The sequence below is a fragment of the Agrobacterium sp. SUL3 genome, assembly GCF_001263295.1.
GTDB lineage: Bacteria > Pseudomonadota > Alphaproteobacteria > Rhizobiales > Rhizobiaceae > Agrobacterium > Agrobacterium tomkonis.
Genome location: NZ_KQ414501.1, coordinates 367,656 through 385,478, shown reverse-complemented (window position 1 = coordinate 385,478; position 17,823 = coordinate 367,656). Strand labels below are relative to the sequence as shown.

The window sequence follows — 17,823 nt, the reverse complement described above, 5'->3', positions numbered from 1 at the left end:
AGACTTCGTCGCCAGCAGCGCCGCCGCCCTCGTTCAGTGAGCGGACTTATAAGAGATCACCCTCAAACAAGTCAACACACCCATCGTCAAAAAACTGACATTTTTGGTAACTAATTGATATTACAACAGACTTTAACAAAAATGGAGTCGAAGGGCCAGAATGGGCCTCCTTTATCTCCCGGCTGGCCCTGTTCCAGGAAACATGCAATAGGAACGGACAAGAGTTTCAGCCAGATTGGGGCGTCCAGCGCCCTTTATAGAGCCTAGAATTGGAGAACCCGTGCGCATTCTCGATGAAGCCGTCATTCCCGAGCTGCCGAATTACTACCGTGGCAAGGTGCGGGAAAACTACGATCTGCCTGACGGCAACCGCATCATCATATCCACCGACCGCCTCAGCGCATTCGACCGCATCCTCACCTCCATCCCTTATAAGGGACAGGTATTGACCCAGACGGCGCGCTACTGGTTCGAACAGACAAAGGACATCTGCCCCAACCATGTGGTCAGCTATCCCGATCCGAATGTCGTCATTGGCAAGAGGCTGGACATATTGCCGGTCGAGGTGGTGGTTCGCGGTTATCTGGCCGGCACCACCGGCACATCGATCCTTACCCTTTATAAGAAGGGTGAGCGGCAGATGTACGGCATGAGCCTGCCGGACGGGATGAAGGACAACCAGATTTTGCCCGAACCGGTCATCACGCCAACGAGCAAGGCCTTCGATGGCGGCCATGACGAACCGCTAACACCTGCAGAGATCGTCGAGAAGAAACTTCTGACGCAGGAGCAATGGGACACGCTGTCTCGTTACGCACTGGCACTGTTCAAGCGCGGACAGCAGATTGCCGCAAAGCAGGGCCTCATTCTCGTCGACACGAAATATGAATTCGGCACGGATGAAAACGGCACGATCATTCTGGCTGACGAAATCCACACGCCGGATAGCAGCCGTTACTGGATGGCTGACAGCTATGAGGAAAGCTTCCGCAACGGCACGCGGCCGGCGAGCTTCGACAAGGATTTCGTCAGAGCCTGGGTTGCCGAACGTTGCGACCCCTATAAGGACGAGGTTCCCGAAATTCCGCAGGACCTCGTCTTGCAGACCTCGAAGGTCTATATTGATGCTTACGAACGCATCACCGGACAGAGTTTCGTTCCCGACGATAGCGGTGAGACGCCGCTTGCAAGAATACGCCGGAATCTGGAGCCCTTTTTCCCCGGAGTCTGACCGTGAGCAAAACAATAGAACAGGCGAGAAAGGTGGACAGGAAGAATGATCGTCCCGTCAAACGCCGACCTCGCCGTTCCGCCGAAGAAACGCGGCGGGACATTCTCACCAAAGCCGAAGAGCTTTTTCGCGAGCGTGGCTTCAATGCGGTGGCGATTGCCGATATCGCCGCAGCACTCGGCATGTCGCCCGCCAATGTCTTCAAGAATTTCAGTTCGAAGAACGCACTCGTCGACGCCATAGCTTTCGAGCAGATCGGAATCTTCGAAAGAGAGATTCGGCCGCTCGACGATGGCCACCCGCCGCTTGCCAGATTGCGCCACCTCGCCCGTACCCTGATGGAACAGCACCACCAGGACCTCAATGACAATCCCTATATATTCGAAATGATCCTGATGACGGCCAAGCAGGACATGAAGTGCGGCGACTATTATAAATCCGTCATCGCAAACCTGTTAGCCGACATTATCAGCGACGGTATCGACGCGAAGGTCTATGCGCCGGCGGATATTCCGCCGCTCGCGGAAACCGTGCTCCACGCGCTGACAAGCGTTATCCATCCCGTCCTCCTTGCACGGGAAGATATCGGCAATTTGGCAACACGTTGTGATCAACTCGTCGATTTAATCGACGCCGGATTGCGCAATCCGCTTGCTAAGTGACGATTCCCTATTTACGTCACCTTCTCGCAATTGCTTGCGAAGCGCCTAAGCCTGCGCTTCTATGCGCGTGGCGGTCCGGAATGAATGTGATGACGAAGGCCCCCAATAAGGCCTTTCCTGTCATACCTGCTCCTCCCGGACGCGCATCCGCCGAGCGACATTGCGCTTATAGTTGAATGCGATCGATACGCAGGGAAGAACAATGAGCCGACGTATTTTACCCCTATTTGCTTCTCTGTGTGTAACCGCGGTTCTTGCGGGATGCAGCGATGGCGGCGAGAACAGCCAGACCGCCGGCCAGGGTGCCGAGCGCCCACCGTCGCCGGTCAGCATCATCGTGATGAAGACCAGCGAATATCCCTTGACCACCGTTCTTCCCGGCCGCGCCAGCGCGTTCCAGACGGCGGAAATCCGCCCGCGCGTTACCGGCATCATCCGCGAAATTCCCTTCAAGGAAGGCAGCGAAGTCAAGCAGGGCGATGTTCTCTACCAGATCGAGGACAACACCTATATGGCGGAGGTGGCGCAGGCCAAGGCTAGCGTGGCGAAGGCCGAAGCAAGCGTTCCGAGCGCCGAGGCAAACCTTGCCCGTTACGAGCGGCTGGTCAACAGCGGCGCAACCCAGATCGAATATGAAAACGCCAAGGTGACGCTGTTGCAGGCCCAGGCCGATGTGGCCCAGACCAAGGCGGCGCTGGAAACAGCTGAAATCAACCTCGATCTCACCAAGGTCCGCGCGCCCTTCGACGGCATTACCAGCGCGACTGCTTTCAGCATTGGCAACGTGGTCACGGCGAACCAGACAACGGCTTTGACGACGCTGCGCCGCATCGATCCCATCTATATCGACCTGATGGAATCGAGCATCAATCTCCTGCGCCTGAAAAAAGCGATCTCGTCGGGCCAGCTCGGCGGCGATACGAAGGAAACGGGTATTCACCTGACGCTGGAAGACGGCACAGAATACAAGCACGACGGCAAGATCGACATGTCGGACATGGCGGTGAGCGAAACCACGGGCACCTTCTCCATTCGCGCCCTCTTCGAGAACCCGGACGATCTGCTGCTTCCCGGCACCTATGTCCGCGCCACGCTGACCATCGGCAAGGAAAAGGGTTTCCGCATTCCGCAGCGCGCCGCAAGCCGCAACGCCAATGGCGAGCTGACGGCAAAGTTCGTGACGGCGGAAAACAAGGTGGAAACCCGCACCTTCCCCTCCAGCCAGCAGTCGGGCAACGCCTGGCTGGTGACGGAAAACGTCAAGGATGGCGACAAGCTCATCGTCGACGGCTTCCAGTGGATTGCCGATGGTGCGACGGTCGCACCGGTTGAAGTGACCATCGACGATCGCGGTATCGTCGTTATGCCGCAGCAAGCTCAGCCTGCCGCCGCCCCCTCGAAATAAACATGAGCACGAAACCCCAGGTCGAAGCTCGTAAAAGGTAAGGCAGGACTGCCATGGCCCATTTCTTCATCAGGCGCCCCGTTTTTGCATGGGTTATCGCCATCGTCATCATGCTGGGCGGCGCATTGGCAATTGCGACCCTCTCCATCTCGCAATATCCCGATATTGCGCCGACGACGGTACGCGTCAGCGCGACCTATAACGGCGCCAGCGCCGAAACCGTCGAGAAATCGGTGACGACCATCATCGAGGACGGCATGACCGGCCTCGACGACCTCACCTATATGACCTCGTCGTCCTCCACCGGCAGCGCCGAAGTGACGCTGACCTTCGGCAATACCATCCTGCCGGACATCGCGCAGGTTCAGGTTCAGAACAAGCTGCAGCTCGTCCAGTCGCAACTGCCCGACACCGTGCAGCAACAAGGTCTTCAGGTCAGCCGCTCCACATCGAGCATTCTGATGGTTGGCGCGCTGATCTCAACCGACGGCAAGCGCAACTCCGCCGATCTCGGCGACGTGTTCTCCTCGCGCGTCGAAGACCAGATCAAGCGCCTTGAAGGCGTGGGCAGCATCAACGTCTTCGGCTCCGAATATGCGATGCGTATCTGGCTGGATCCCTTCAAGCTCAACAAATACCAGCTGACCACGGCTGACGTGACCAGCGCCATCGAGAGCCAGAACACCCAGGTTTCCGTCGGTTCGCTTGGCGCCGTACCCGCCGTCAAGGGCCAGCAGCTCAATGTGACTGTGACGGCGCAGAGCCAGCTGACCACGGTTGCCGATTTCGAATCGGTCATACTGAAAGTCGAGAAGGACGGCGCAACCGTTCGCCTCAGCGACGTCGCCCGCATCGAAATCGGCCAGGAAACCTATGGCGGCGATTCCCGCTCCAATGGTCGCCCGTCTGCCGGTTTCGCGGTCAACCTCGCCACGGGCGCCAACGCGCTCGACACGGCAGCACGCGTGAAGTCTGCACTTTCCGCCGTCGAAGGCTCGCTGCCGGAAGGCGTCGCGATCGAATATCCCTACGACACGACACCCTTCGTAAAGCTGTCGATCGAGAAAGTGGTGCACACGCTGATCGAGGCGATCATCCTCGTCTTCGTCGTGCTTCTGGTGTTCCTGCAGAACCTCAGAGCCACCTTCATTCCGATGATTGCGGTGCCCGTCGTGCTTCTCGGCACGTTCGGCGTGCTCGCGTTGACAGGATATTCGATTAATACGCTCACCATGTTCGCCATGGTTCTGGCAATCGGCCTTCTCGTCGATGACGCCATCGTCGTCGTCGAAAACGTCGAACGCATCATGTCGGAAGAGGGACTGTCGCCGGTCGAAGCAACCGAAAAGTCGATGGGCGAAATTACCGGTGCGATCATCGGCATCGCGCTCGTCCTGACTGCCGTTTTCATCCCGATGGCCTTCTTCGGCGGATCGACGGGCATCATCTACCGCCAGTTCTCGATCACCATCGTCTCGGCCATGCTGCTTTCGGCAGTGGTCGCCATCGTTCTGACGCCGGCGCTCTGCGCTACGATGCTGAAGCCGATCGACCATCACAAGAAGCAGCGCGGACCGGGAGCGTGGTTCAACCGCGGCTTCGGCAAGACGACAGACGGCTATGTTTCCTCCATCGGTTACCTGCTGAAGCGGCCGCTGCGTGTCATGATCCTCTTCGCGATCGTGATCGGCGGCTGCGCCTGGTTCTTTTCCAAATTGCCCAGCTCGTTCCTGCCGCAGGAAGACCAGGGCGTGCTTCTGACGATCATCCAGACGCCGACCGGTTCCAACATCGAGCGGACCAACGAGGTGGTGAAGCAGGTCGAAAGCTACTTCCGCGAAAAAGAAGCCAACAATGTCGAATCTGTTTTCGGCGTGCTCGGCTTCAGCTTCGGCGGTTCGGGCCAGAACAACGCCATCGTCTTCACCAAGCTCAAGGATTTCGCCGAGAGAACCGCACCCGATCAGCACGCCGGCGCCATCGTGCAGCGCGCGATGGGCACTTTCTTCGGTTTCCGCGATGCGCAGGTGTTCCCGCTTCTGCCGCCGGCAATTCAGGGCATGGGCACATCGAGCGGTTTCTCGATGTATCTCGTGGATAGCGGCCGCAACGGCACCGAGGCACTGACCGCTTCTTCCAAGGAACTGATCGCGCTTGCCACCGGCAATCCGAAGATCAGCTCGCTTCGAAGCGACAGTCAGGACAATGAAACGCAGATGAAGATCATTCTCGACCAGGAAAAGATGGGGGCCATGGGCGTCGATCTCTCCTCCGTGAACCTCATGCTGTCGACGATCTTTGCGGGCCGGGATGTCAATGACTTCACCCTGAACGGCGAACTCAAGCCCGTTTATGTGCAGGGCGATGCGCCCTACCGCATGCAGCCGGATGATCTCAAATTCTGGTATGCCCGCAACACCAGCGGCGAGATGGTGCCTTTCTCCTCCTTCAGCGAGGTGAAATGGATCAACGCTCCGCCGTCTCTCGCCCGTTTCAACGGCACGGGCGCGATTTCGCTCGAAGGCACCGCCGGCGCCGGCGTTGCATCCGGTGACGCCATGGACGAAATGGAACGGCTGACGGCAAGCCTGCCGGGCGGTTACACCGTGGCGTGGCAGGGCATTTCCTACCAGGAACGCCTTTCCGGCTCGCAGGCGCCGATGCTCTACGCGCTGTCGGTGCTGATCGTGTTCCTTTGCCTTGCCGCCCTTTATGAAAGCTGGTCGATCCCCTTCTCGGTCATCATGGCCGTGCCGGTGGGCGTCCTCGGCGCATTGACCGCGGCCCATTTCTTCGGCCAGTCGAACGACGTCTACTTCAAGGTGGGCCTGCTGACGACCATCGGCCTTGCGGCGAAAAACGCGATTCTGATCGTCGAATTCGCCAAGGAAAGGCAGGAACACGGGCTAACTCTGCTGGAAGCAACGCTGGAGGCAGCGAAACTTCGCCTGCGTCCGATCATCATGACATCGCTCGCCTTCATCCTCGGTGTCGTGCCTCTCGCAATCGCAACCGGAGCGGGTTCCGCCGCGCAAAATGCAATCGGCATCGGGGTGCTGGGTGGTATGCTTTCTGCAACACTCCTCGGAATTTTCTTCGTTCCGTCCTTTTTCGTCATCATTCGTCGCCTTTCAAGGCGTTAACAAAACAAAAATGGGCTGTGCCAACCGTTAATACGCTGCTAGAAATGTTGCCGATTTGGCTAATGCACGTTTCTACGGCATATCGACCGCGCAGCCCATTTGCCAGCAAGCCGCGCTCGGTAAGCCAACCAGAGAATTGGGAAAATTACATGCTGTCTATTCGCGCTACTCTTCCCCTGACAATGCTGCTGCTTTCAGGCTGCGTCGTCGGACCCGACCACAAGACGCCGGAAATCCAATTGCCGGGAAAGTTTGCGGAAGCCGGAAAAACCAGTAATGGCGACATCAGCAACGTTGCATGGTGGACGGCCTTTAACGACAACCGCCTGAACGGTTACGTTTCCACCGGCCTGGCGCAGAACCTCACCGTGATGCAGGCGATCGAGCGCATCAATCAGGCGCAGGCCCAGGTGATCGCGGAGGGCGCCGGCGGCCTGCCGAGCCTCACGGCGCAGGGTCAACACCAGATCAGCGAGACCAAGGGCAGCTACCGTGACACTCCCGTCACCAACGTGTCTTCCGGAGGCCTCAGCGTTTCCTGGTTCCTTGACCTCTTCGGCCGCTACCGCCGCGCAACCGAAAGCGCCAATGCATCGCTGGATGCCGCCTACTCCACGGTCGACGTTCAGCGCCTGACGCTGATTTCGGCCGTCGCCGCCGCCTATATCGACGTGCGCTACTATCAGGAACGTCTGGAGATCGCTCGCCAGAACCTGGGTTCGCGCCGCGAAACGCTTGATCTGACCAAGTTGCAGCTGGAAGCGGGTGCGGCCTCGCGCCTCGATGTCGTCCAGTCCGAAGGTCTGGTCAATTCCACGCTGTCGCAGATACCCGGCCTCGAAACCAGCTTCCGCAGGGCAGCACATCGCATCGCGACCCTGCTCGGCATGCCGGCCTCGTCGCTCATTACCGAACTGCAGAAGGGCGCACGCCAGCCTGTTGCGCGCGCAGTTCCCCGCACCGGTATCCCGGCCGACCTGATCCGCAACCGTCCTGATATCCGCGTCGCCGAACGCAATCTTGCCGCTGCGGTCGCCACGATCGGTGTAAGCGAGGCTCAACTTTATCCGAGCATCGAGCTTGGTGGCGCGATCACCCCGAGCTACAATTTCCTGAGTGGCGGCTCGAGAGGAACGGCCAACAGCTGGTCCTTCGGTCCAAGCCTCACTCTTCCGATCCTTGATGGCGGCAGGCTCCGCGCCAATGTCGACATCGCCAACTCACAGGCACGCGAGCAATATCTCGTCTGGAAGGCGACCGTTCTCACCGCCGTGGAAGAAGTTGAAAATGCTCTGGCCGCCATCAATCGCGACCAGCGTACCGTGGACGCGCTGAGAAAGACCGTCGCCTCCTACCAGGAAGCGCTGCAGCTCTCCACCGCCAGCTATCGCGATGGTGCATCGTCTCTGCTCGATGTTCTGGATGCACAGCGTTCGGTCTCGGATGCGCAGGCAAATCTTGCCACGGCGATCCAGACGACGGCGCAGGATTATGTCTCGCTCAACGTGGCTCTCGGTGGCGGTTATGCCGTTGGCCAGCCTGCCCCGAAGAAGCCGGCTGGCCCAACCCGGACCGCCGCAAAGTCCATGTAAGAAAAGCCGCAAGGCAAACAAAAAGCCCGCGTCGAGACGCGGGCTTTTTGTTGTTCAGGACATAAATAAAAAAGCACCGGTCGCCCGGTGCTTTTGTTTAACCGGCCGTCAGGCTCAGTTCTTGGCGCGCTCGACGTAGGAATTGTCTTCCGTCGCGATGACCACGCGGATACCGGCATCGATATGCGGCGGCACCATGGTGCGGATACCGTTGGAGAGAATTGCCGGCTTGTAGGAAGAGGACGCCGTCTGGCCCTTCACGACCGGTTCCGTTTCCATGATTTCCAGCGTGACGTGGCGCGGCAGTTCGACGGACAGCGGATTGCCTTCGTGAATGGAAAGAACGCAGGTCATGCCTTCCTGCAGGTAGGCCTTCTGATCACCCATCGTATCCACGTCGACAACGACCTGATCGTAGTTTTCCGGGTTCATGAAGTGGAAGCCTTCGCCGTCTTCATAAAGGAACTGGAAGTTCAGGTCTTCAACGAAAGCGCGCTCGACCTGCTCGGTGGTGCGCCAGCGCTCGGAGACCTTCACGCCGTCAACGATGCGGCGCATGTCCACCTGCGTAACCGGCGTGCCCTTGCCTGGGTGGAAGTTCTGCGCGGTAAGAACGACGTAAAGCTTGCCGTCCACGTCGAGAACATTGCCCTTGCGGACGGATGAGGCGATAACCTTGACCATATGACTTCCTTGTAACTCGATGAAATGCGTCGTAAAGGACTGCGCGGCAGCACCGGCCCCGGCAGACATTTTGTCTTTTTTCTGGGGCGCAACTACCTTAAATCCGCGCGAATTGCCAGCCTTCTACAGCAATTCGCGGAAGAGTGCCTAGCGGTTTTCCGCCCGGAATTGCTTTAAATGACGCGATCAGGCGTTTTGCGGACTGTTTAGCCGCAATCGGACGCCGCAGAGAAGACGGAAACGAAGAAAAGATGCGCGCAAGCAACGAGACAATGTCGCCATGGTGGACGCCGGACGTCCACGCCGACCGCCGCGCTTTTCTCATTGGCCGCAATGCGATCCAGTCAGCATTTCGCAGCTATTTCGCCCGCGCCGATTTTCTCGAAGTCGATACCGCCACATTGCAGATTTCTCCCGGCAACGAAGCCCATCTGCACGCTTTCGCCACTGAGGGCCTCACCCCGGCTGGCCAGACCGTATCGCTCTATCTTCACACTTCGCCGGAATTCGCCTGCAAGAAACTGCTGGCCGCCGGTGAAAAACGGATTTCCTGTTTCGCCCATGTTTACAGGAACCGCGAAAGAGGCCCCCTGCACCATCCGGAATTCACCATGCTGGAATGGTATCGGGTCGGCGAAACCTACGAGAGCCTGATGAAGGACAGCGCCGATCTTCTGGCGCTGGCCGCCGAAACCACGGGCACAAAAAACTTCACCTTTCGCGGCCGCAGCGTCGATCCTTTCCTGGAGCCGGAGCGTCTGAGCGTCGCCGAAGCCTTCGAGCGATATGCGGGAATTGACCTTCTGGCCACCATCAGCCGAAACGGCGAGACGGACGCGCGCCACCTTGCCGCCAGCCTCACCAATGCCGGCATCCGCGCCGCCGACGATGACACCTGGGCGGATATGTTCAGCCGCGTCATCGTCGAGCGGGTGGAGCCTGAACTGGGTTTCGGCCGCGCCACCATTCTGGATGAATACCCGACCAGTGAAGCAGCCCTTGCCCGCAAGTCTGCGAAAGATGCGCGCGTTGCGGAGCGTTTCGAGCTTTATGCCTGCGGCGTGGAACTGGCCAACGCCTTCGGTGAATTGACCGACGCTGCCGAGCAGCGGCGGCGCTTCGAAATGGAAATGACCGAGAAGCAGCGGGTCTATGGCGAGACCTATCCGCTGGACGAGGATTTTCTGGCGGCTCTTGCCATCATGCCGCAAGCCAGCGGCATCGCGCTCGGTTTTGACCGGCTGGTAATGCTGGCAACCGGCGCTCCCCGTATCGATCTCGTCATGTGGGCGCCCGTTGCGGAATATGGACGATGACAAGGCTTGAAACCATCAAGACACCCGAAGCACTCGTCGAAGCGGGGCTGGTCGAGGCCAGCGCGCTGGAGAGCCTGCGCGTCGTGACCCAGCGTTACGCGCTGGCGATCACGCCGGCCATTGCCGGGCTGGTGGATAGCGGCGATCCGAACGATCCGATCGCCCGGCAATTCGTCCCGGATCCAGCCGAACTCGTCCACCTTCCGGAAGAGCGGGACGATCCGATCGGCGACGACGCCCACAGCCCGGTGCATGGCATCGTTCATCGTTATCCCGACCGGGTTCTATTGAAGGCGGTGCATGTCTGCCCCGTCTATTGCCGTTTCTGTTTCCGTCGCGAAATGGTCGGCCCGCAGGGCAACGGCATGATGAGCCCGGAGGAGCTGGACGCCGCATTTGACTACATAAAGACCAACCCGGCCATCTGGGAAGTCATCCTTACCGGCGGCGATCCGCTGGTGCTCTCGGCGCGGCGCCTGTCCGACCTGATGAAGCGGTTAAAAGACATACCGCATGTGAAGATCGTTCGCTTCCATACCCGCGTGCCGGTGGTCGATCCCGACCGCATCGACGCGGCGCTGATCGATGCGCTGAAGGCGAGCGGCAAGACCACCTATGTTGCCCTGCACGCCAATCACGCGCGCGAACTCGGCGACGAAGCCAGAAGTGCCTGCGCGCGGCTGATTGATGCCGGCATAGCCATGGTCAGCCAGACGGTGCTTCTTAAGGGCGTCAATGACGACCCAGCAATTCTAGCGGAGCTGATGCGCGCCTTTGTTGAGACGCGCATCAAGCCCTATTATCTGCACCATCCCGATCTTGCCCCCGGCACCAGCCATTTCCGGCTGACGATCGAAGAGGGCCAGCGAATCGTTTCCGCCTTGCGGGGAAATCTCTCCGGTCTCTGCCAGCCGACCTATGTTCTCGACATACCCGGCGGCCACGGCAAGGCGGCAATTGGCAGAAATGCGGCCGAAAAAACCCGCGAGGGCTGTTATTCCATATCCGATTTCAACGGAAACGATCATATTTATCCGCCGCAGACAGCCGGCAGCAATTAAAAAAAACATAAAAAGCCCGCTGTGCCGGGCTTTTGCGAGCGGCCATCAACGAAAACAAAAATTTCACAATTCCGCCCCTCTCCTGTCATCATAAAGAAAAATATTCTACCTATAACAATCAGCATTGATTTTAGTGCAGGTCTGGATTATCAGTGTGTAACTGGAGAACGAGTCTCCTGATTCCGGGCCAACACCAATTACAGGGAGTGTGTCATGTCAAAATATATCAACATTAACGCAGTCCTTGGTCTTGTGTCCTGGAATGCTGGATTTAAATCCACGTGTTCCCGCTGCTGTCGAATGTGACTTAACGGTCTCGATTTCCTGAAATTCAGTTCGACAACATGCTGTGAAGTAGCCACAGCGGGAGTATATCTATGCAAAAGCAAGTCATTGAATTCGCTGGCGAACCCGTCGGCATCGTCATACCGGACAACGACCGGTTGAAGTTCATCGCGGTGAAGTTCCACGTTCACGATCTGGACGAACAGAAGTTCGACAGCGCCGATGACGTGCGGATCGCAATCCGTGATCTCGTGCGCAACCGGAATCTGGCCGCGGCCTGATGCGGGAAAACTATCGCCCGCTCACAGAACCGTCAAAACCAGAGCGCGCCAAATATCGGACCTCAAATTGCGGGCCGATGGCGCGCTTTTATTTTGCATGACAATTCGTCTGTCGGTGTGACGCAGCCCATTCAGGGTGTATCAAAACACTCCGATCCGCTGATCTGAAAGCCCGGACAAGGCCTCCTCCCCAAAGATACACATCTCGATCCGATGAAGCGGCGTGGCGCCTCAGGGAGCCCGACCACCGCCTTCACAGCGATGATATCGATATGTGCATGAAGGCTTATCCGCGTCAGAACGCGGTGAAGGTCAGCGTCGTCAGCGAGCGGACGATCCCCGGAATATTGACGATGTTCTGGTTGATGAACTTGCCGATATCCTCTTCCTGCGGAAGATAGATTTTCAGCAGCAGATCATATTCGCCGCTGGTGGAATAAAGCTCGGAAACCAGTTCGGTTTTATAGATGGCGTCGGCGACATCATAAGTCTTGCCGGGCTCACATTGAAGCTGAACAAAAATGGGCTTCACGGACATCTCCCGTATTGGAACTTTCGGTGTGTGGCGTCTGGCGCCACACGTCATGGCGCACTATTGGCTGAGCCGCAGCAGACTTGCAAGACCGCCCGCCAGTTTACGCCGAAAACGCCCCCGCCCCACCTGCCGCCTCGGAAACGATCCAGCGCCGGAAGCTCTCGAGCGGCGCATAACCGGCGCGATCAGGCATACAGGCAAGATAATAGGCCTCTTCGCTTTGCACTTCCCCCGCAACAGCCGCAACCAGACGCCCGCTTCGCAACTCTTCCTCGATCATGAAGGAAGGAATGAGCGATACGCCCAGCCCCGCACCTGCGGCTTCGGCAATGGTGGTGAACTGATCGAAGAGCATGCCGTGCACATTGTCGAAACGCACATCATGGCTGCGAAACCATTGTTCCCAGGCATCCGGCCGGGTCGTCATATGCAGCAGCGGCACCTGTAACAGATCGCCCGGCCTTGAAAGTCCATGGCGCTCCCTGAAGGCCGGGCTGCATACCGGAACGACCTTTTCATGCATCAGGAAAACCAGCTCGGTGCCCGGCCAGTGCGGTAAGCCGAAATGGATCGCCGCATCAACGGTATCGGTCCGGAAATCGAACAGTGACGACCGCGTTAAAAGATTGACCGAAACACCCGGATGCCGGGCGATGAAATCGGGAAGGCGCGGCACGAGCCAGCGCGTGCCGAAGCTGGGCAGCACACCGAGATTGAGCGTGCCCCCATCCGGATTGGCACGCAGATTGAGCGAAGCGGTCGATATGCGCCGCAGCGCTTCGCGAATTTCCCGCGCATAACCCTCCCCCGCCCTTGTCAGCCGGATCGTCTGCCGCTCGCGGAGAAACAGCGCCACACCAAGCTGTTCTTCCAGCGCCAGGATTTGCCGGCTGACCGCGCCCTGCGTCAGGCCCAGTTCCCTCGCCGCGGCGGTGACGCTGCCCGCGCGCGAAGCGGCTTCGAAGGCCGCCAGCAGCGAAAGCGACGGCAGAAAACGGCGCGGTGGCAGAACCATATTCCCTCACGGAATGAACTCTTGACGATATGTCGATATTCAACAGGCACGACCGCTTGTAAAGTCTCATAAACAAGGGCTTGCCACTCATACGAAAAACAAATGAACTGGCCCGGAATATGGTGGAACGATGTATAACGACCCCCGCTCGCACGGCCTCTGGGAAAAGACCGCGCCGCAGCCGCCCGTAACGTCCGCTTTGCAGGGCTCGGCGGTTGCCGATGTCGTGGTCGTCGGTGGCGGCTTCACCGGGCAATCCGCTGCCCTGCATCTTGCTGAAAGAGGCGTAGACGTCGTCCTTCTCGAAGGAAAGGCGATCGGCTTCGGCGGCGCAGGCCGTAATGTCGGCCTCATCAATGGTGGTATGTGGGTCATGCCAAAGGAATTGCCGGGCGTATTGGGCGAGGTTTATGGGGAACGCCTTCTCGGCCTTTTGGGTGATGCGCCGCTGCTCGTGCGCGCATTGGTGGAGAAACACGAGATTCCCTGCGAGATCGAAAAAAACGGCACTTTACATTGCGCCGTCGGCGAGAAGGGCCTCACCGAAATTCGCGAGCGCTGTGAACAATGGGCTGCGAGGGGCGCACCCGTCCGCCTTCTCGATGCCGATGAAACGGCAAGGCGCACCGGCAGCACGGCTTATTCCGGCTCTCTTCTGGACACCCGCGCCGGCACGATCCAGCCGCTTGCCTATGTTCGTGGTCTCGCGGCCTCCGCACAAAAGGCAGGCGCACGACTGCACACTGCAAGCCCCGTGGTGGCGACCGAACGCAGCGGTGGACAATGGGTGGTGAAGACGCAGCAGGGAGCGGTAACCGCCAACTGGATCGTCGTGGCCACCGAAGCCTACAGCACCGGCCCATGGCAGATTGTCCGCGACGAACAGACCTACCTGCCCTATTTCAATTTCGCCACAAAGCCGCTCGGCGACAACCTTAAAAAAAGCATTTTGCCGGGCCGTGAGGGCTGTTGGGATACGAAGGAAATCCTCTCATCTTTCCGCATGGACAAGGCCGGCCGACTGGTGTTCGGCAGTGTCGGCGCCCTGCGTGGCACCGGCGCCGCCATTCACCGGGCTTGGGCGAAGCGCTCGCTGAAGCGGCTTTTCCCCCAGCTCGGAGATACGGAATTCGAATGTGAATGGTATGGTCAGATCGGCATGACCGACAACGCCGTGCCGCGCTTTCACAAATTCGCAGACAATGTCGTCGGCTTTTCAGGATATAACGGCCGCGGTATCGCACCAGGCACCGCCTTCGGTAAGATAATTGCGCACCATATTCTGGGTGACATAGCCGAAAGCGACCTGCCTCTGCCGATAACTGAACCCAAGGCACAGGCTTTCCGTGCGGTGAAGGAAGCTTACTACGAAGCTGGCGCACAGATCGCCCATTTCGCCGGCGAGCGTTTCTAATCGGACAGGCGGGCAGTTATGCTTGCAATGTTGGGCGCAGACCCGAACATGACGAATGCAAGGTTTTCGAACTTTTTCACTGCCCCGCACCCGCCAAAGCTGCGGCCTTTTCCCCGGCCCATCGATATATTCTTGAAAATATAATGATTGCCCTATAGGCCTATCGATATATTCAAAAGAATATCTCGAACCGGGGGTAACAGATCATGAGACTTTTGCGTCGCAGCTTCTTCAAAACCATTGCCGCCGCCACCTCCTTCTGGGTGGCAGCTTCCTTTGTGGGTGTTCCGGCCCATGCCGCCGAAAAGGTTACGGTCTTTGCCGCCGCGAGCATGAAAAACGCGCTCGACGCCATCAATGCCGAATGGGCAAAGGAGAGCGGCAACGAAGCGACCGTTTCTTACGCCGCAAGCTCCGCGCTTGCCAAGCAGATCGAGCAGGGCGCGCCGGCGGATATCTTCATTTCCGCTGACCTTGCATGGATGGATTATGTTGCCGAAAAGAAGCTGATCAACGCTGACAGCCGCTCCAATCTTCTCGGCAATCGCATCGTTCTCGTCGCTCCCGCAGACAAGGCAAAGCCAGTCGATATCAAGCAGGGTTTTGATCTTGCTGCTCTCGTGGGCGATGGCCGTCTGGCCATGGGCGCGGTCGATTCCGTTCCCGCCGGCAAATACGGCAAGGCCGCTCTGGAAAAGCTCGGCGCCTGGTCTTCGGTCGAAAAGAAAGTCGCCGGCGCGGAAAGCGTGCGTGCCGCCCTGCTGCTCGTCTCGCGCGGCGAAGCGCCCTATGGCATCGTTTACCAGACCGACGCCGCCGCCGATCCGGGCGTGAAGATTGTTGGTACCTTCCCGGAAGACAGCCACCCGCCGATCATCTACCCGGTCGCCATTCTTTCGGAAGCAAAATCGCCGGCAGCAAAAGCCTATCTGGATTTCCTGAAGTCGGCCAAGGCAACGCCCTTCTTCGAAAAGCAAGGCTTTACCGTTTTGAAGTAAGCTTGCGTCAGGTCCACCTCCCGGTGGGCCATGAAACTTGACGATTGCAGGATATGGCATTGCATTGGTGGACACTCAGCCCCGAAGAATGGACGGCGATCAGGCTTAGCCTGTGGGTGTCCTCCATCGCCATGCTTGCCAGCCTGCCCTTCGGCATTGCGGTGGCCGTGGCACTTGCCCGCGGCCGCTTCTGGGGCAAATCGCTACTGAACGGCATCGTCCACCTGCCGCTCATTCTGCCGCCCGTCGTCACCGGCTTTTTGTTGCTCGTTCTCTTCGGCCGCAGGGGCGCCATTGGGCAATTTCTCGATAGCTGGTTCGGCATCGTCTTTTCCTTCCGCTGGACGGGGGCGGCACTCGCCTGCGCCGTCATGGCTTTCCCGCTGATGGTGCGCTCCATCCGCCTCTCCATCGAGGCGGTGGACCGCAAGCTGGAAGAGGCAGCGGGTACCTTGGGGGCAAGCCCGTTCTGGGTATTCCTCACCGTCACCCTGCCGCTGACGCTCCCCGGCATCATCGCCGGCATGATCCTCGCTTTTGCCAAAGCCATGGGCGAATTCGGCGCGACCATCACCTTCGTGTCCAATATTCCCGGAGAGACTCAGACCCTGTCCGCCGCCATCTACACCTTCACCCAGGTGCCCGGTGGCGATGCAGGTGCATTGCGGCTGACCATCGTTTCCGTCGTGATTTCCATGCTCGCCTTGCTCGTCTCGGAGTTTCTGGCCCGCATCATCGGCAAACGGGTGAGCATGGAATGACGCTTTCGGTCTCCACCCGCCATCGCCTCGGCTCTTTCGAACTCGACGCGTCATTTGCCTCCGAAGGCGGCGTGACCGCACTGTTCGGACGCTCCGGCTCCGGCAAGACATCGATGATCCGCATCATCGCCGGCCTGCTGAGGCCGGATGAAGGAAAGGTCTCGCTCGACGGCGAAATGCTGGCCGATAGCGGAAACCGGCTGTTCCTGCCGGCCCATAAACGCCGTTTCGGTTATGTCTTTCAGGAGGCGCGGCTCTTCCCGCACCTCAGCGTGGCGCAGAACCTGAATTATGGCAGATGGTTCACCTCAGACAAAACCAAGGCTGTACAAGAAGACCGTATCGTCGACATGCTCGGCATCGGCCATCTCTTGCAGCGCCGTCCGAACAAACTCTCGGGCGGCGAAAAACAGCGCGTTGCCATCGGCCGCGCATTGCTTTCTTCCCCCAGACTGCTGTTGATGGACGAACCGCTCGCCTCGCTGGACGAACAGCGCAAGGCCGAGATCATTCCCTATCTCGAGCGGCTGCGCGACGAGACAAAAATTCCGATTGTTTATGTCAGCCATTCCATCCAGGAAGTCGCACGCCTTGCCGACCGCATCGTAGTGATGAAAGACGGTAAGGTGGAGGCGCAGGGAAATGCGGCCGATGTGCTCGGGAGACCCGATTTCAGCAGCCATCTGGAGCGGCGGGAAGCGGGCAGCATCCTGTCAGGGCGTATCGAAAGCTTTGATGAACGGCACGGGCTTGCCGCCGTCAGACTAAGCACAGCGCTGCTTCAGGTTCCGGCAAAAAAGGGAGCATCCGGCAGCCCTGCGCGGGTGCTGATACCGGCTCGCGATGTGATGCTGGCTTTGGTGAAGCCCGAGGGCCTCAGCGCACTCAACATTCTCGAAGGCCGTGTCGCAGATATCTCGGTCAGCGAGGACGGCATGGTGACGGTTCAGGTGGATTGCGGTGGCGATATCATCCAGTCGCGCATCACCGACCTCTCGCGAGAACGCCTGCAACTGCAGTCCGGGAAACCGGTTCATGCGATCATAAAATCGGCGGCTCTCGATCCGTATTGACCGCGTCCTCCGGATTGCGGTTGGCCTCCAGCCACTCAATATCCTGACGCAAGACCTCGATCATCCGCCTTTCCATGCCGCGATAGCGCTCAAGCAATTCAGTGCCGAAGGCGGTCAATGCCGCGCCGCCTCCCTGCTTGCCGCCGCGCTGGGATTCGATCACCGGCTGCCTGAACATATGGTTCAGCGCATCGACCAGCAGCCATGCGCGGCGATAGGACATATCCATCGCCCGCCCGGCGGCCGAAATCGAGCCGGTCTCGACGATCAACTCCATCAACTCGATTTTGCCATGGCCCAGGCGCTCGCCGGGGGGGAAGTCGATGCGGAGGACGGGTTTCAGCGGTGCTCTCGTTTCGTTCATCGC

Annotated in this window: 16 protein-coding genes; 12 read left to right on the top strand and 4 right to left on the bottom strand. The window is 58.9% G+C overall.

Going from position 1 to position 17,823, the window contains the following annotated elements; genetic code table 11:
• Positions 1 to 280 precede the first annotated feature (280 nt).
• The 5 genes from AKG12_RS11120 to AKG12_RS11100 all read left to right on the top strand — a co-directional run bounded on the left by AKG12_RS11120 (position 281) and on the right by AKG12_RS11100 (position 8,033).
• On the top strand, positions 281 to 1,231 hold the full coding sequence (locus tag AKG12_RS11120) for a phosphoribosylaminoimidazolesuccinocarboxamide synthase (protein ID WP_052818817.1): 951 nt from the start codon (positions 281 to 283) through the stop codon (positions 1,229 to 1,231).
• Between the two features lie 2 nt (positions 1,232 to 1,233).
• Positions 1,234 to 1,893: a TetR/AcrR family transcriptional regulator gene (locus AKG12_RS11115; RefSeq protein ID WP_046799465.1), complete on the top strand. Its 660-nt coding sequence runs from the start codon at positions 1,234 to 1,236 to the stop codon at positions 1,891 to 1,893.
• Between the two features lie 202 nt (positions 1,894 to 2,095).
• Positions 2,096 to 3,298 carry an efflux RND transporter periplasmic adaptor subunit gene (locus tag AKG12_RS11110; protein ID WP_052818816.1) on the top strand — a complete coding sequence of 401 codons (1,203 nt, stop codon included), beginning with the start codon at positions 2,096 to 2,098 and terminating at the stop codon, positions 3,296 to 3,298.
• 53 nt (positions 3,299 to 3,351) lie between these two features.
• Complete coding sequence (locus AKG12_RS11105; RefSeq protein ID WP_052818814.1) at positions 3,352 to 6,441, top strand: efflux RND transporter permease subunit; 3,090 nt, start codon at positions 3,352 to 3,354, stop codon at positions 6,439 to 6,441.
• A gap of 149 nt (positions 6,442 to 6,590) precedes the next feature.
• Positions 6,591 to 8,033 carry an efflux transporter outer membrane subunit gene (locus tag AKG12_RS11100; RefSeq protein ID WP_052818812.1) on the top strand — a complete coding sequence of 481 codons (1,443 nt, stop codon included), beginning with the start codon at positions 6,591 to 6,593 and terminating at the stop codon, positions 8,031 to 8,033.
• A 114-nt stretch (positions 8,034 to 8,147) separates the two neighbouring features.
• Here the strand turns inward: AKG12_RS11100 and efp are convergent, their stop codons facing one another.
• Complete coding sequence (efp, locus tag AKG12_RS11095) at positions 8,148 to 8,717, bottom strand: elongation factor P (protein ID WP_046799469.1); 570 nt, start codon at positions 8,715 to 8,717, stop codon at positions 8,148 to 8,150.
• A gap of 251 nt (positions 8,718 to 8,968) precedes the next feature.
• Between efp and epmA the strand changes: the two genes are divergently transcribed.
• The 3 genes from epmA to AKG12_RS11080 all read left to right on the top strand — a co-directional run bounded on the left by epmA (position 8,969) and on the right by AKG12_RS11080 (position 11,660).
• Positions 8,969 to 10,033: an EF-P lysine aminoacylase EpmA gene (epmA, locus tag AKG12_RS11090; protein ID WP_052818810.1), complete on the top strand. Its 1,065-nt coding sequence runs from the start codon at positions 8,969 to 8,971 to the stop codon at positions 10,031 to 10,033.
• Complete coding sequence (locus tag AKG12_RS11085; protein WP_052818809.1) at positions 10,030 to 11,094, top strand: lysine-2,3-aminomutase-like protein; 1,065 nt, start codon at positions 10,030 to 10,032, stop codon at positions 11,092 to 11,094. Before epmA ends, AKG12_RS11085 begins: the two co-directional genes overlap by 4 nt.
• A gap of 377 nt (positions 11,095 to 11,471) precedes the next feature.
• On the top strand, positions 11,472 to 11,660 hold the full coding sequence (locus tag AKG12_RS11080) for a hypothetical protein (protein ID WP_045019798.1): 189 nt from the start codon (positions 11,472 to 11,474) through the stop codon (positions 11,658 to 11,660).
• Positions 11,661 to 11,955: 295 nt separating this feature from the next.
• On the opposite strand, the gene AKG12_RS11075 is transcribed toward AKG12_RS11080, so the two are convergent.
• The gene (locus tag AKG12_RS11075) at positions 11,956 to 12,192 is read right to left on the bottom strand and encodes an Lrp/AsnC ligand binding domain-containing protein (protein WP_003521320.1); all 237 of its coding nucleotides are present in this window, start codon (positions 12,190 to 12,192) and stop codon (positions 11,956 to 11,958) included.
• A gap of 103 nt (positions 12,193 to 12,295) precedes the next feature.
• Complete coding sequence (locus AKG12_RS11070) at positions 12,296 to 13,210, bottom strand: LysR family transcriptional regulator (protein WP_052818807.1); 915 nt, start codon at positions 13,208 to 13,210, stop codon at positions 12,296 to 12,298.
• Positions 13,211 to 13,340: 130 nt separating this feature from the next.
• Between AKG12_RS11070 and AKG12_RS11065 the strand changes: the two genes are divergently transcribed.
• The 4 genes from AKG12_RS11065 to modC all read left to right on the top strand — a co-directional run bounded on the left by AKG12_RS11065 (position 13,341) and on the right by modC (position 17,456).
• Positions 13,341 to 14,624 carry an NAD(P)/FAD-dependent oxidoreductase gene (locus AKG12_RS11065; protein WP_052818806.1) on the top strand — a complete coding sequence of 428 codons (1,284 nt, stop codon included), beginning with the start codon at positions 13,341 to 13,343 and terminating at the stop codon, positions 14,622 to 14,624.
• A 206-nt stretch (positions 14,625 to 14,830) separates the two neighbouring features.
• The gene (gene modA, locus AKG12_RS11060; RefSeq protein WP_052818804.1) at positions 14,831 to 15,622 is read left to right on the top strand and encodes a molybdate ABC transporter substrate-binding protein; all 792 of its coding nucleotides are present in this window, start codon (positions 14,831 to 14,833) and stop codon (positions 15,620 to 15,622) included.
• Positions 15,623 to 15,675: 53 nt separating this feature from the next.
• Entirely contained in the window at positions 15,676 to 16,383 is a 708-nt protein-coding gene (gene modB / locus AKG12_RS11055; protein ID WP_046799475.1) for a molybdate ABC transporter permease subunit, read from the top strand.
• Positions 16,380 to 17,456: a molybdenum ABC transporter ATP-binding protein gene (gene modC / locus AKG12_RS11050; RefSeq protein WP_052818802.1), complete on the top strand. Its 1,077-nt coding sequence runs from the start codon at positions 16,380 to 16,382 to the stop codon at positions 17,454 to 17,456. The genes modB and modC overlap by 4 nt, the downstream gene beginning before the upstream one ends.
• On the opposite strand, the gene AKG12_RS11045 is transcribed toward modC, so the two are convergent.
• Positions 17,425 to 17,820, bottom strand: a complete 396-nt coding sequence (locus AKG12_RS11045; RefSeq protein ID WP_046799477.1) for a winged helix-turn-helix domain-containing protein — start codon at positions 17,818 to 17,820, stop codon at positions 17,425 to 17,427. The two genes, modC and AKG12_RS11045, sit on opposite strands and share 32 nt — an antisense overlap.
• Positions 17,821 to 17,823: the final 3 nt, after the last annotated feature.

Coding starts and splice junctions, on each gene's coding strand:
- AKG12_RS11085 (WP_052818809.1), top strand. CDS start 10,030: ATGACAAGGCTTGAAACCATCAAGACACCCGAAGCACTCGTCGAAGCG.
- modA (WP_052818804.1), top strand. CDS start 14,831: ATGAGACTTTTGCGTCGCAGCTTCTTCAAAACCATTGCCGCCGCCACC.
- AKG12_RS11100 (WP_052818812.1), top strand. CDS start 6,591: ATGCTGTCTATTCGCGCTACTCTTCCCCTGACAATGCTGCTGCTTTCA.
- efp (WP_046799469.1), bottom strand. CDS start 8,717: ATGGTCAAGGTTATCGCCTCATCCGTCCGCAAGGGCAATGTTCTCGAC.
- modC (WP_052818802.1), top strand. CDS start 16,380: ATGACGCTTTCGGTCTCCACCCGCCATCGCCTCGGCTCTTTCGAACTC.
- AKG12_RS11045 (WP_046799477.1), bottom strand. CDS start 17,820: ATGAACGAAACGAGAGCACCGCTGAAACCCGTCCTCCGCATCGACTTC.
- AKG12_RS11065 (WP_052818806.1), top strand. CDS start 13,341: ATGTATAACGACCCCCGCTCGCACGGCCTCTGGGAAAAGACCGCGCCG.
- AKG12_RS11070 (WP_052818807.1), bottom strand. CDS start 13,210: ATGGTTCTGCCACCGCGCCGTTTTCTGCCGTCGCTTTCGCTGCTGGCG.
- modB (WP_046799475.1), top strand. CDS start 15,676: ATGGCATTGCATTGGTGGACACTCAGCCCCGAAGAATGGACGGCGATC.
- AKG12_RS11110 (WP_052818816.1), top strand. CDS start 2,096: ATGAGCCGACGTATTTTACCCCTATTTGCTTCTCTGTGTGTAACCGCG.
- epmA (WP_052818810.1), top strand. CDS start 8,969: ATGCGCGCAAGCAACGAGACAATGTCGCCATGGTGGACGCCGGACGTC.
- AKG12_RS11105 (WP_052818814.1), top strand. CDS start 3,352: ATGGCCCATTTCTTCATCAGGCGCCCCGTTTTTGCATGGGTTATCGCC.
- AKG12_RS11080 (WP_045019798.1), top strand. CDS start 11,472: ATGCAAAAGCAAGTCATTGAATTCGCTGGCGAACCCGTCGGCATCGTC.